The 13,243-nt window shown below is 67.8% G+C and carries 10 protein-coding genes; 2 read left to right on the top strand and 8 right to left on the bottom strand.

All coding sequences use genetic code 11. The features are described from left to right. Positions 1-28 precede the first annotated feature (28 nt). From LXE91_RS12140 to LXE91_RS12105, 8 genes are all read right to left on the bottom strand, one after another. Positions 29-913: a MurR/RpiR family transcriptional regulator gene (locus tag LXE91_RS12140; protein WP_039347380.1), complete on the bottom strand. Its 885-nt coding sequence runs from the start codon at positions 911-913 to the stop codon at positions 29-31. A 273-nt stretch (positions 914-1,186) separates the two neighbouring features. Further along, positions 1,187-2,359 (bottom strand): Gfo/Idh/MocA family protein, encoded by a 1,173-nt coding sequence (locus tag LXE91_RS12135; protein ID WP_046543657.1) that lies wholly within the window; start codon positions 2,357-2,359, stop codon positions 1,187-1,189. A gap of 32 nt (positions 2,360-2,391) precedes the next feature. Then, complete coding sequence (locus tag LXE91_RS12130) at positions 2,392-3,318, bottom strand: TIM barrel protein (RefSeq protein ID WP_039347387.1); 927 nt, start codon at positions 3,316-3,318, stop codon at positions 2,392-2,394. Between the two features lie 39 nt (positions 3,319-3,357). Next, entirely contained in the window at positions 3,358-4,371 is a 1,014-nt protein-coding gene (iolG, locus tag LXE91_RS12125; RefSeq protein WP_039347389.1) for a bifunctional inositol 2-dehydrogenase/D-chiro-inositol 1-dehydrogenase, read from the bottom strand. A 73-nt stretch (positions 4,372-4,444) separates the two neighbouring features. After that, positions 4,445-5,356 carry a sugar phosphate isomerase/epimerase family protein gene (locus tag LXE91_RS12120; RefSeq protein ID WP_039347392.1) on the bottom strand — a complete coding sequence of 304 codons (912 nt, stop codon included), beginning with the start codon at positions 5,354-5,356 and terminating at the stop codon, positions 4,445-4,447. A gap of 43 nt (positions 5,357-5,399) precedes the next feature. Beyond that, positions 5,400-6,425: an ABC transporter permease gene (locus tag LXE91_RS12115; RefSeq protein WP_039347396.1), complete on the bottom strand. Its 1,026-nt coding sequence runs from the start codon at positions 6,423-6,425 to the stop codon at positions 5,400-5,402. A 26-nt stretch (positions 6,426-6,451) separates the two neighbouring features. Continuing rightward, positions 6,452-8,035 carry a sugar ABC transporter ATP-binding protein gene (locus LXE91_RS12110; protein WP_039347400.1) on the bottom strand — a complete coding sequence of 528 codons (1,584 nt, stop codon included), beginning with the start codon at positions 8,033-8,035 and terminating at the stop codon, positions 6,452-6,454. A 68-nt stretch (positions 8,036-8,103) separates the two neighbouring features. Beyond that, positions 8,104-9,030, bottom strand: coding sequence for a sugar ABC transporter substrate-binding protein (locus LXE91_RS12105; RefSeq protein ID WP_039347403.1), 927 nt, complete (start codon positions 9,028-9,030; stop codon positions 8,104-8,106). Between the two features lie 317 nt (positions 9,031-9,347). Between LXE91_RS12105 and LXE91_RS12100 the strand changes: the two genes are divergently transcribed. Further along, positions 9,348-11,303 (top strand): bifunctional 5-dehydro-2-deoxygluconokinase/5-dehydro-2-deoxyphosphogluconate aldolase, encoded by a 1,956-nt coding sequence (locus tag LXE91_RS12100; protein ID WP_039347405.1) that lies wholly within the window; start codon positions 9,348-9,350, stop codon positions 11,301-11,303. Positions 11,304-11,343: 40 nt separating this feature from the next. Next, the gene (gene iolD / locus LXE91_RS12095; RefSeq protein WP_039347842.1) at positions 11,344-13,227 is read left to right on the top strand and encodes a 3D-(3,5/4)-trihydroxycyclohexane-1,2-dione acylhydrolase (decyclizing); all 1,884 of its coding nucleotides are present in this window, start codon (positions 11,344-11,346) and stop codon (positions 13,225-13,227) included. Positions 13,228-13,243 lie beyond the last annotated feature (16 nt).

The following is a 13,243-nucleotide window of genomic DNA, read 5'->3' as shown; positions in this document are numbered from 1 at the left end:
CACGCGGGCGGTGCGCCGGCAGTCGAGATCAGCCGGCGTTCGTGCCGTGCGCGCCGTCGGCGGTCGGCAGGTACGACAGTTCGAGCCGGTACGCGAGCGCGACGAACAGGCTCTGCGCGAGGCCCATCGTGGCGGTCAGCGCGCGGAAGCCGAACGTCGCGCTGTCCTGCACCATCAGCGTCACCTCGGCCTCCCGCGCGAGCGGGCTCATCCGGCTGTCGGTGATCGCGATCAGCCGCGCGCCGCGCTGCACGGCCTGCTGTGCGACCTGCACGGTTTCCTCCGCGTACGGCATGAACGAGATCACGATCATCACGTCGCCCTCGCGCACCGAACGGATCTGCCCGAGATGCATGCTGCCGAGCGCGCTGAACAACCCGATGCGTTTGTCGGTGTGCTGCAGCGCATAGTCGAGGTACACGGCGATCGGAAACGCGCGCCGCGAGCCCGCGATCCAGATCGCCTGCGTATCGGCGAGCAGGTCGACGGCCTGCGCGAGCGCCTGCGAATCGAGCGTCTGCCGCAGCTGCTGCATCCCGGCAATGCTGCCCTTGATGAATTCGTCGGCGATCTGCTCGGGCCGCAGGCTCGACGAGCCCGCTTCGATCACGTCGCGCAGTCGCAGGTTGTATGCGCGCCCCGGCGCGATCTGCTGCGCGAGCCCTTCCCGGAACAACTTCTGCATCTCGGAAAAGCCGGAAAAGCCGAAGTGCTTCGCGAAGCGCACGACGGCCGACGGCTGGACGCCGCACGCCTGCGCGAGCGTCTGGATGCCTTCCAGGCCAAGCTGGTCCCGATGCGTTTCCACGTGGCGCGCAATCACCTTCAGGCGATTGCTGAGGCCGTCGTACTCCTGCGTCAGGTGCTGCAGGAACTGCTCGACGGTGGCGGGAGGTTTCTCGGATGAACTCATCGGATAGCGCGAAGTTGACGGCCCCGATGTGCGCGCGGTACTGGCGGGCGCGGCCCGGGACTCGACTGGATACATGCATGAAGGGCGAATTTAATCACGTTTGCGACGCGGCCCGCGCCGCGCGCTCGCTCCCACGCGCTCGATCATCACTTGCCTACGCTCCACGGCGATACCGAGAGCGATTGTCCAACACGCTCGCCGCGTCGTAAAGATTAGGGCGTCTACCAAGGCCGGCTGCCACGGCGAAGCGCGGCGCAGCCGGCCCGCCTCCGTTCAACGATAGTCGACCCACACGCTGCCCGCGTCGGCCGAACGCACGCAGTTCTCGACCCAGCGCACGCCTTCCACGCCCGCATGGACGTCCGGATAGCGGATGTTCTTCAATGCCGCAACGTCGCCGCGATCGGCCGCGTCCATCGCGAGCGCGAAGCGCGCGTACAGGTTCGACCACGCTTCGAACAGCCCTTCCGGATGCCCGGCGCCGATGCGATCCTCGCGCAATGCGTGCGGATGCAGATAACCCATCCCGCGATCGAGCACCTGGGCGGGCTGCCCCTGGATTTCGTAGCGCAGCTGGTTCGGATGCTCGTCCCACCATTCGATGCTCGCCTTCGAGCCGATCACGCGCACCTTCTGCCCATGCATCGAGCCGGCGTTCACCGCGCTCGACCACACGTAACCGATCGCGCCGGTGTCGTATTCCATGATCGTGAATGCGTTGTCCTCGAGCGGCGCGCGGCTTTTCACGAAGCTCTGCCGCGAACACATCAGCCGCCGGATCTTCAGCTCCGGCGCCATCACTTCGGAGATGTACAGCGGATGCGTGCCGATGTCGCCGAGCACGTAGCTCGGGCCCGCGAACTTCGGATCGACGCGCCAGCGCGCGGCCGCGCTCGCGGCCTCGACGCCTTCGCTGTGGAAGCCGTGCGCGAACTGCATCTGCACGATGCGGATCTCGCCGAGGTCGCCGCGCGCGATCATCTCGCGCGCCTGCTCGATCATCTGGTGTCCCGAGTAGCCGTATGCGACGCCGACGATCCGGTTCTTCTCGACCGACAGGCGCTGCAGCGCCTCGGCCTCCTCGATCGTGAAGCACAGCGGCTTCTCGCAGACCACGTGCAGCCCCGCGTTCAGCGCCGCGCGGCAGATCTCGAAGTGCGTGTTGTTCGGCGTCGCGATCGACACCGCGCGGATGCCGTCCGGGCGGCGTACCTCGGCGTCGAACATCGTCGCGTAGTCGGGATAGCAGCGCTCGGCCGCGACGCCGAGCAACACGCCGAACTGGCGGCCGCGTTCGGGATCGATGTCGAATGCGCCGGCGACCAGCTCGAAGCTGCCGTCGCGCAGCGCGGCCGAACGGTGGCTGTAGCCGATCTGGCTGCCGAGGCCGCCGCCGACCATGCCCCAGCGAATCGAATGTCCAAGCAGAATCTGTCCGTCAATCATGATGGTGGTGTTCCTGGTGCGTGTTCAGGGGGTCATGCAAAACCGGCCGACGCGAGAAACGCGCGGCTCGCCGCGACGTCGCGCAGGCTCGTGCCGGCGTTGCGCGGGTCGCGCTCCTGCTCGATCGTGATGGTGCCGGCATAGCCGATGTCGATGAGCGCGCGGCGGATCGCCGGGTAGTCGAGCACGCCGGTGCCGATCGGGCACATCACGCCGCGCGCGCAGGCCGCGAAAAACGCAATGTGCTCGCCCATCACCGCGTCGTACACGGCCGCGTCGATATCCTTGAAATGCACGTAGTCGAGCCGTGCCGCATGGCGGCGCAGCCACGTTTCCGGGTCCATGCCCGAGTAATACAGGTGGCCGGTGTCGAGACAGAGGCCCGCCGTATCGGCCGCAATATCGGCGACAATCCGGTCGATCTCGTCCGCGAATTCGATATAGCCGCCCGCGTGCGGATGGATCACCGCGCGCACGCCGAATTCGTCGCGCGCGATCGTCGCGATCTGCCGGATATGGTCGACCATTCGCGCCCAGCGCGCGTCGGACAAACGCGGCGCACGATCGCCGTGGCCGGCCGCGTAGTCGCGTTCCTCGTGGCCCCAGTCCATCACGACCAGGTACGGCGCCGCGTAGCGCTGGCCGTCCTGCGTCGGCAGCTTCGGCAACTGCGTGATCAGCGCGCAGATGTCGCGCGTCTGGCGCAGCAGGTTCGGCAGGTTCTCCGGCGACACGAGATCGTCGAAGATCGTGCCGGCCGTGATGCTCAGGCGTTGCCGCTCCAGCTCGGCGCTCACCACGTCGAGGTCGAGCGGGATGTAGCCGTATGGCCCGAGCTCGATGCCCGAGTAGCCGGCCTGTGCGGCCTCGGCGAGCACGTGCCGCCACGGCGGCAGATGCGGGTTCTTCACGTCGTCGACGCCCCAGCAGCAAGGCGCGCAGCCAATCTTCATCGTCATGTCGGTTAGTCCGTCAAGTCAGCGGCGAGCGGCCTCGGGTCAGCCGCGATAGAACGCGGGACGCTCGGCCATCGCGATCGGCTCGACCGCGCCGCTCTGCTGGGCCCGCACGCACGCGTCGGCCGCGACCGCCGCCGCGTAGCCGTCCCACGCGGACGGCCCCGTCAGCGCGCCCTGCCGCACGCCGTCGATGAACGCCTGCAGCTCGACGTCGTACGACGCGATGAAGCGCTCCTTCCAGTCGGTCATGATTTCGACCGACTGCCGCGCCGCATGCTTGAGCCCGACGGCCGGCGGATCGGGCAGCTTCGCGATGCCCTGCTCGCCGACCACCTCGCACTGGATGTCGTAGCCGTACTGGCAGTTCACGAAGATCTCGACGTCGATGCGCACGCCGCTCGCGGTTTCGAGCAGCACGATCTGCGGATCGGCGAGATGCGCGGATGCATGGCGCGTCTTCTTCGGATAGACGACCTGCGCGCTCGCATAGTCCTCGCCGAGCAGCCAGCGCAGCACGTCGAGTTCGTGGATCAGCGTGTCGGTGATCGCCATGTCGGTCGTGTAGCGCTCGCCGACCGACTGGTTGCGGTGCGCGCAATGCAGCATCAGCGGCGCGCCGATCCGGCCGCTGTCGATCACGCGCTTCAGCGCGCGATAGCCTTCGTCGTACGGCCGCATGAAGCCGACCTGCACGAGCCGCTTGCCGTGCGCGACTTCCGCTTCGACGATCCGCATGCAGCCGTCGGCCGTGACCGCCAGCGGCTTCTCGCAGAACACCGGCTTGCCGTGCGCGATCGCGTCGAGCACGAACGCTTCGTGGGTCGGCCCCCACGACGTGACGAGCACGGCCTGCACGTCGGCGGCCGCGACCACTTCGTGGCCGTCGCCGTAGATCTCGGCGTCGAGCCCGTATTTCGTCACCGCGTCGCGCGCCTGCTGCGGATCGATGTCGTTGACGGCCACGACGCGCGCGCCGGACAGCGTGCGGGTCAATCTGCGAATGTGGTCCTGGCCGATCGCGCCGCAGCCGATCACGCCGATTTGCAAGGTCATGCAGTTGTCTCCAGTCGTTCGTTCATCAGCGGCGCGGCCCGTGCCGCGCCGGTCGGCAATCGTCATCATCCGGTCAGCGCGCGGTTCGATCGAAATGGCGATCGACGTAGCGCTGGATCGCGTCGCGCATGTAGCGCGACGAGGCTTCCGCGCGGTCTTCCCACGCGAACACGCACGACGACATCACGCCGTCGAAGCCGGCGGCGCCGAGCGCGCGAAAAAACACGTCCCAGTCGATCTCGCCCTGCCCGATGTCGAGATGCTGGTGCACGCGGATCTGGTTCGAGCCGGGCGGGTTCACGATGTAGCGCAGCTGGCTGCTCTTGCGGTGGTCGAACGTGTCGGCCACGCGCACGTGCGCGAGGATCGGCGCGGCCTGCGCGATCATCGCGGCCATGTCGTCGCCGTAGTAGAACGTGTGCGGTGCGATGTACGACAGCTTCAGCGACGGCGAACCGAGGTTCGTGACGATGTCGATTGCCGGCTGCAGCTGCTCGATCCAGTCCTCCGGATGCGGCTCGACCGACAGCACGATGCGTTCGCGCTCGAGGATCGGCAGCAGCTCGTCCATCGAGCGGAACCACGCGGCTTCACACAGCTCCTTCGGGTTCGCGCCCGGGCGCTCGCCGACCGAGCGCTCGGGCGACGCGCCGCGCCCGAACTCGGACACCATCAGCGGGCATTCCATCTCGAGCGCGACCTCGATCGCCTTCTTCCAGCAGCGCACGGCCCATTGCCGCTCGTCGTCGAACGGGCTGGCCCAGCGGTACATCGGCTGCAGCGACGCGAGACCGACGCCGCTCGCGCGCATCGCCTGGCGGAACGCGGCCATGCGCTCGCGCGTCGCGCGGGGCATCACCCACCAGTCGAGAAAATCGCTGCGCGGCGACAGCTCGATCTGGTCGTAGCCGAGCTCGGCCACCGCGTGCGGCAGCCGGTCGAGCGGCAGGTGGCGAATCATGTAGGGGTCCAATGCGATCTTCATCGGGCTTCCTTCGCGAACAGGGGTTCCGGGCTCATGCGCGCGCTCAGCGGCGCTTCTTCTTATTGCGGTACTGGTCGGCGATCACGGCCGCGACGATGATCGCGCCCTTGACCATCTCCTGGTAGTACGCGTCGATGCGGATGAACGTGAAGCCCGACGTCATCACGCCGAGGATCAGCACGCCGATCACGGTGCCCGTCACGCGGCCGAGGCCGCCCGACAGCGACGTGCCGCCGATCACGACCGCCGCGATCGCATCGAGCTCGTACATCACGCCCATGCCCGACTGGCCGGAAATCGCGCGCGCGGCCGTCACGGTGCCGGCGATCCCGCTCAGCAGGCCCGCGATCGCGTAGACGAAGATCAGGTGGCGCGTGACGTTGATGCCCGACACGACGGCCGCATGACGGTTCGCGCCGATCGCATACGTGTACTTGCCGAAGCGCGTGTAGCGCAGCACGACGTGGAAGATCGCGGCGATCACGACAAAGATGATCACCGGATTGGCGCCTGCGCCGATGGCCGCGAACTGGTCGGTCAGCATCGACACCGGCATCCCGTTCGTGAACCACTTCGCGAAGCCGCGCGCGGCGACCATCGTGCCGAGCGTCGCGATGAACGGCGGGATGCCCGTCATCGCGATCAGCGAGCCGTTCAGCAAGCCGACCAGCAGCCCGACGCACACGCCGGCGAGCACGGGCCAGATGATCGGCAGGTCGGTCAGGTGCGGAAACACCGCGCGCGGGAAGTCGGACACCTGCGCGAGACTCGCCGAGACGACCGCCGCGGCGGCCACGACCGAGCCCGACGACAGGTCGATCCCGCTGGTGATGATCACGAGGTTCACGCCGACGGCGATGATGCCGATCACGGCCATCTGCAGCACGATGATCTCGAGCCGCTCGGCGTTGAACAGGAAGCTCTGGCCGACGACGATCCAGCCGACGATCTCGAAGAACAGGCTGATGCCGACGAGCACGAGGAAGATGCTCAGCTCGGGCGGCCATTTCGTGTGCCGCGTCTTGAGGGTCATGGTCTGCGCATCCGCGACCGGGTTCATGTTGCCCATTTCCTTGTCTCCAATCTTGGTTCGGCTCAGCGCGACGCGAGATCCATGATGCGGACCTGGTCGGCGTCCTTGCGATCGACGATGCCGGTCATGCGCCCTTCGTGCATCACCATCACGCGATCGCTCATTCCCAGCACTTCCGGCATCTCCGACGAGATCATCAGCACCGCGACGCCCTTGCCGGCGAGTGCGCTGACGAGCCGGTGGATCTCGGCCTTCGCGCCGACGTCGATGCCGCGCGTCGGTTCGTCGAGGATCAGGATGCGCGGCTGCGTGAGGAGCCACCGGCCGATCAGCACCTTCTGCTGGTTGCCGCCCGACAGGTTCTGGATTTCCTCGTGCAGCCCGGGCGACTTCACGCGCAGCATCCGGCTCATTTCCTCGCAGTCGCGCTTCAGCTGCGCCTGCCGCACGAAATTGAACTTCACGTAGCGGTGGCTGAGCACCGCGGCTTCCATGTTGGCGAGCAGGTCGAGATTCAGGAAGCAGCCGGTGTCCTTGCGATCCTCGGTGAGGAACGCCATCCCGTGCTTCATCGCCTGCGCGGGCGTCGTGATGCGCACCGGCTTGCCGTCGATGCGGATCTCGCCCGACGTGGCCGGCACGACGCCGAACAGCGCCTCCGCGACGTTCGAGCGCCCCGAGCCGACGAGGCCGGCCACGCCGAGGATCTCGCCCGCGCGCAGCTCGAAGCTCACGTCGCGGAACACGCCGTCGACGCCGAGGTTCTTCACCGACAGCACGACCTCGCCGATCGGCACCTCCTCCTTCGGGAACATCTGCGTGATCTCGCGCCCGACCATCATGCGGATGATGTCGTCGCGCGTGACGTCGCTCGATGCATGCGTGCCGATGTACTTGCCGTCGCGGAACACCGAGAACTCGTCGGCGATCTCGAACAGCTCGTTCATCTTGTGCGTGATGTAGACGATGCCCTTGCCCTGCTCGCGCAGCTGGCGAATGATCCGGAACAGGTGCGTGACTTCCTTGTCGGTCAGCGCGGAGGTGGGCTCGTCCATGATCAGCACGTCCGAGTCGAACGACACGGCCTTCGCGATCTCGACCATCTGGCGGCTCGCGACCGTCAGCGTGCGCACGTCGGTTTCCGGATCGATGTCGATCGACAGCCGCTCGAACAGCGCGGCCGTCTGGCGGCGCAGCGCGGCGTGATCGATCAGCCCGAAGCGGTTCTTCGGTTCGCGGCGGATCCAGATGTTCTCCGCGACCGTCATGTACGGCATCAGGTTGAGTTCCTGGTGGATCATCGCGATGCCGCGGTCGAGCGCGTCGAGCGGGCCGTTCAGCACGACCGGCTCGCCGTTGATCAGGATCTCGCCCTGGTCGGGCGTGTAGACGCCCGCGATGATCTTCATCAGCGTCGACTTGCCCGCGCCGTTCTCGCCCATCAGCGCATGGACGGTGCCGCGACGCACGCGGAACTGCACGCCGTCGAGCGCGACGACGCCCGGAAAGGACTTGCCGACGCCGCGCACTTCGAGCACGCAGTCGGCCGCGGAAGAAGCCGGCGGGGCCGACACGCCGGTCGAGCCGGACGAAGCGGCCCGCGCATCGTCGCCGGCCATCGGGCGCGCGACTCTGGCTGTAAACATGGACGTTCCTCGACAAGTCGCGCGCGAACCCGGTCGCGCCGGGTTCGCGCAGTTCAACGGATCACCGGTCAGTGCTTCGCGTACTGGTTCATGTTCTCGGGCGTCACGAGCTCGAACGGCACGTTCACGTAGCGGTCGACGGGCTGCTTCTTCGCGAGCTTGAGCGCGGCCGCGACGGCCTGCTGCCCCTGGCCGGATGCGTTCTGGTACACGGACACCTTCAGCTCGCCGGCCTTCATCGCGGCCAGCCCGTCCGGCGTCGCGTCGATGCCGGCGACGACCGTCTTCGGCGTGAGCTTGCGCGCGGCCTTCAGCGCGTTGATCGCGCCGATCGCCATCTCGTCGTTGTTCGAGACGATCGCGTCGAACTTCGTGCCGGAGCTCAGCCAGTTCATCGTGATGTCCTGGCCCTGCGTGCGGCTCCATTTGCCTTCGCGCTTGTCGACGATCTTCATGCCCGAGCAATCCTTCGTCGCGATCACGTCCTCGATGTCCTTGGTGCGGGCGCGCGCCGATTCGTTGGACAACTCGCCCATCAGCACGAGGAGGTCGCCCTTGCCGCCGAGCAGCTTGCACACCTGGCGCGCCTGCAGCGTGCCCGACTGCTTTTCGTCGGAGGCGACGACCGCGACGCCGGCCGGCAGCTTGTCGAAATCGACCGGCTTGCGGTTCACGTAGATGAGCGGAATCTTCGCCGCGGTCACCATCTTCGTGATCTTCGGCGTCGCGTCGGTATCGACCGGATTCACGATGATCGCGTCGACCTTCTGCGCGATCATGTTCTGGACCTGGCTCAACTGCTTGCCGACGTCGTTGCCGCCGTCCTCGATCTGCGCCGTCGCACCGTCCTTCTTCGCCGAATCGGCGATGCTGTTGCGCAGGATGGTCAGGAACGTGTCGTCGAACGACGCCATCGTCACGCCGATCTTCTCGGCATGCGCGAGCGGCGCTGCCAGGATCGCGGCGGCCGCGACGGCCATCAGCTTGGTCTTCATGATCAATCTGTCTCCTCATCTCCGGGGGGCGGAAGACGGCGCGTTGCGCGCCGCCGGGCCGAGTCCGATCTGGTCCGATCGGGACTGAAGCATCCGGATGAAACTGTAGATCACTTCCTCGAAAATTTGGAAATTTATTTCTACGTGATTTCACCTAGGGAACTGGATTTCCAAAAAGTCTAGACTCCGTTCCGTAGCCCGATTCCTTGCGGCAGGCAGCCCCGCGTCGTGCAGCACACGGGGCGGATCGCCGCCAGAGGTTCGGTCCCCTAATCTGCCGGCATCGCCGAACGCCGGCCGCGAGCGTGACACGTGATATGAGCCTGCTGAACTTTCCGAGTGACCGCCCCATCGATCTCGCCTGCCTCGGCCGCGTGGCCGTGGATCTCTATGCGCAGCAGTACGGCAGCCGCCTGGAAGACGCGCGCAGTTTCCAGATGTATCTCGGCGGCTCGTCCGGCAACGTCGCGTTCGGCGTGGCCCGGCTCGGGCTGAAGACCGCGATGATCTCGCGCGTCGGCGACGAACAGATGGGCCGCTTCCTGCGCGAGACGCTCGAGCGTGAAGGCTGCGACACGAGCCAGCTGCAGACGGACCGCGAACGCCTCACCGCGCTGGTGCTGCTCGGGCTGAAGGATCGCGACACGTTCCCGCTGCTGTTCGTGCGCGAGAACTGCGCGGACATGGCCGTGCGCGCCGACGAGATCAGCGAGGACTTCATCGCCGGCTGCCGCGCGCTCGCGATCACCGGCACGCATTTGTCGACGCCGGGCACGCGCGAGGCGTCGCTGACCGCGCTCGGCTATGCGCGCCGCCATGGCGTCGTGCGGATCCTCGACATCGACTACCGGCCGGTGCTGTGGGGGCTGACCGCGCGCGGCGCGGGCGAAAACCGCTACGTGCCGGACGCGCAGGTGACGCGGCAATTGCAGCAGGCGCTCGGCGAATTCGACCTGCTGGTCGGCACCGAGGAGGAATTCCTGATCGCGGGCGGCGTGCCGCACGACGTGATCGGCTCGTTGCAGGCGGTACGCAAGATCACGAACGCGACGCTGGTCGTCAAGCGCGGCGCGCTCGGCTGCTGCGTGATCGAAGGCGACATTCCCGAGCGCATCGACGATGCGCCGACCTTCCTCGGCGAACGCGTCGAGGTGCTCAACGTGCTCGGCGCGGGCGACGCGTTCCTGTCGGGCCTGCTGTCGGGGCTGCTGCGCGGGCGCGACTGGGCCGAATCGACGCGCATCGCGAACGCGTGCGGTGCGATCGTCGTGTCGCGCCACGCGTGCTCCGCCGCGATGCCGACGCCGGCAGAGCTTGCCCACTGGTTCGACGGCAGCCGCAACCCGGTGGTCGACGCCGACCACACGCTCGCGCACCTGCATCGCGTGACGGTGCCGCGCCGCGAATGGGACGACCTGTGCGTGATGGCGTTCGACCATCGCAGCCAGTTCTACGAACTCGCGGTGCAGGCCGGCGCGGACGAAGCGCGGATCAAGACATTGAAGCGCCTGCTCGTGCGCGCGGTCGAACAGGTCGAGCGCGATCGTCATATCGAGGGCCACGTCGGCGTGCTGATCGACGGCGGCGGCTACGGCAGCGACGCGCTCGCGTCGGCGACCGGACGCGGCTGGTGGGTCGGCCGCCCGGTCGAGCTGCCCGGCTCGCGGCCGCTGCGTTTCGACGAAACGCGCTCGGTCGGCTCGTCGCTCACGCACTGGCCGACCGAACAGGTCGTGAAGTGCCTCGTGCACTATCACCCGGACGACCCGGTCGACCTGCGCGTCGAACAGGAGCAGCGCGTGCTGGAACTGTGGGAAGCGACGCGCGCCAGCGGCAACGAACTGCTGCTGGAAATGATTCCGCCGCGCGCGGTCACGCCGGCCGGCACCGAGGACGACGCGGTGCTGCGCACGATCGCGCGCTTCTACAACCTCGGCGTGAAGCCCGAATGGTGGAAGCTCACGCCGCTCACCGCCGACGGCTGGACGCGGCTCGCCGCGCTGATCGCCGAGCGCGACCCGTATTGCCGCGGCGCGGTGATCCTCGGGCTGAACCAGCCGCTGCAATACCTCGTCGACAGCTTCCGCTCGGCGACCAACCCGATCGTCAAGGGCTTCATGGTCGGGCGCACGCTGTGGGCCGATGCATCGCTGAACTGGTTCGCCGGCCGGATCGACGACCAGGCGCTGATCGACGAAGTCGCCGGCAACTTCGCGCAGCTGGTCGACGCGTGGCTCGGCCGCCGTGCCGCGGCGCGCGCCGCCGCGGCCTGACGTGATGCCTGCGATGCCCCTTTCCTCTTCACCGACCGACATGACCTCTACCGTGAGACTGACCGTCAGCCAGGCGCTCGTGCGCTACCTGGCCGCCCTGCGCGCCGAAGTCGTCCAGCCCGACGGCCGCACCGAGATCCTGCCGTACTGCGGCGGCGTGTTCGCGATCTTCGGCCACGGCAACGTGGCCGGGCTCGGCGAGGCGCTGCACGCGGAAAAAGACCGGCTGCCGACCTTTCGCGCGCACAACGAGCAAGGGATGGCCAATGCGGCCGTCGCGTTCGCGAAAGCGAATTTCCGTCAGCGGATGATGGCCGCGACGTCGAGCATCGGCCCCGGCGCGACCAACATGCTGACGTCGGCCGCGCTCGCGCACGTCGGCCGCCTCCCGCTGTTGCTGCTGCCCGGCGACGTGTTCGTGTCGCGGCTGCCCGACCCCGTGCTGCAGCAGGTCGAGGATTTCGAACAGGGCGACGTCAGCGCGAACGACTGCTTCCGGCCGGTGACGCGCTACTTCGACCGGATCACGTCGCCCGAGCAGTTGCTCGTCGCGCTGCCGCGCGCGATCCAGGTGATGACCGATCCCGCGCAGTGCGGCCCCGTGTGCCTCGCGTTGCCGCAGGACGTGCAGACCTTCGCGTACGACTGGCCCGAGGATTTCTTCGCGCCGCCGGTGATCCGGATGCGGCGGCCGCCGGCCGACGCGCTCGAACTCGCCGATGCGCTCGACGTGCTGAAGGCCGCGAAGAAGCCGCTGATCGTTGCGGGCGGCGGCGTGCTGTATAGCCAGGCATGGGATGCGCTGCGCGCGTTCGCCGATACGCACGGCGTGCCGGTCGCCGAATCGCAGGCCGGCAAGGGCAGCCTCGCATGGGACCATCCGCTGAATCTCGGGTCGATCGGCGTGACGGGCTCGCCTGCCGCGAACCGCGCGGCCGCGCAGGCCGACGTGGTGTTCGCGGTCGGCACGCGGTTGCAGGACTTCACGACCGGCTCGCATGCGCTCTACGGCAACGCGACGCTGTTGAGCCTGAACGTGCAGCCGTTCGACGCGGTCAAGAAACGCGGCCGCCAACTGGTGGCCGATGCGCGCACGGGCCTCGGCCAGCTGTCGGCCGCCCTGGCCGGGTGGCAAGCCGATCCGGCGTGGACCGCAAGCAACCGCGACCAGGCCGCCGCATGGAACGCGCGCGTGACCGAACTCACGACGCGCGTGCCGAAGGACACGCTCCCGTACGACGCGGAAGTGATCGGCGCGGTGCGCGACTCCGCGGCCGACGCGGGCCGCGACAGCGCGCGCGACGACCTCGTCGTGTGCGCGGCCGGCACGCTGCCGGCCGAGCTGCACAAGCTGTGGCGCAGCGGCGTGCCGGGCAACTACCACATGGACTACGCGTACTCGTGCATGGGCTACGAGGTCGCGGGCGGACTCGGCGCGAAGCTCGCGCGGCCCGAACGCGAAGTGATCGTGATCGTCGGCGACGGCTCGTACATGATGCTCAACGCGGAACTCGCGACGTCCGTGATGCTCGGCCGCAAGATCATCGTCGTGATCCTCGACAACCGCGGCTACGGCTGCATCGAGCGGCTGCAGCTGAATTGCGGCGGTGCGAGCTTCAACAACATGCTCGACGACTGCGTGCCGGAAGGCGGCGAGCGCTCGACGATCGATTTCGCGATGCATGCGCGCGCGATGGGCGCCGAAGCCGTGCACGTGCGCGACATCGGCGAGCTGCGCAGCGAGATGAAGCGCGCCCGCGCGGCGAAGAAGAGCCAGGTGCTCGTGATCGACACCACGCACCGGCGCACGACCGATGACGGCGGCGCGTGGTGGGAAGTCGCGGTGCCGCAAGTATCCGAACGCGCCGGCGTCGATGCCGCGCACCGCGCGTATCTCGATGCGAAGACCCGGCAGCGGCGCTGATCCGCCCACCCTTTCC

It is taken from the genome of Burkholderia contaminans (assembly GCF_029633825.1).
Lineage (GTDB): Bacteria > Pseudomonadota > Gammaproteobacteria > Burkholderiales > Burkholderiaceae > Burkholderia > Burkholderia contaminans.
The sequence above is the reverse complement of the archived record's forward strand: the minus strand, read 5'-3'. Positions and strand labels throughout refer to the sequence as shown.

Bases quoted from the DNA above. Each gene is read 5' to 3' on its own strand.
- LXE91_RS12140 (WP_039347380.1), bottom strand. From the start codon at position 913: ATGAGTTCATCCGAGAAACCTCCCGCCACCGTCGAGCAGTTCCTGCAG.
- LXE91_RS12135 (WP_046543657.1), bottom strand. From the start codon at position 2,359: ATGATTGACGGACAGATTCTGCTTGGACATTCGATTCGCTGGGGCATG.
- LXE91_RS12130 (WP_039347387.1), bottom strand. From the start codon at position 3,318: ATGACGATGAAGATTGGCTGCGCGCCTTGCTGCTGGGGCGTCGACGAC.
- iolG (WP_039347389.1), bottom strand. From the start codon at position 4,371: ATGACCTTGCAAATCGGCGTGATCGGCTGCGGCGCGATCGGCCAGGAC.
- LXE91_RS12120 (WP_039347392.1), bottom strand. From the start codon at position 5,356: ATGAAGATCGCATTGGACCCCTACATGATTCGCCACCTGCCGCTCGAC.
- LXE91_RS12115 (WP_039347396.1), bottom strand. From the start codon at position 6,425: ATGGGCAACATGAACCCGGTCGCGGATGCGCAGACCATGACCCTCAAG.
- LXE91_RS12110 (WP_039347400.1), bottom strand. From the start codon at position 8,035: ATGTTTACAGCCAGAGTCGCGCGCCCGATGGCCGGCGACGATGCGCGG.
- LXE91_RS12105 (WP_039347403.1), bottom strand. From the start codon at position 9,030: ATGAAGACCAAGCTGATGGCCGTCGCGGCCGCCGCGATCCTGGCAGCG.
- LXE91_RS12100 (WP_039347405.1), top strand. From the start codon at position 9,348: ATGAGCCTGCTGAACTTTCCGAGTGACCGCCCCATCGATCTCGCCTGC.
- iolD (WP_039347842.1), top strand. From the start codon at position 11,344: ATGACCTCTACCGTGAGACTGACCGTCAGCCAGGCGCTCGTGCGCTAC.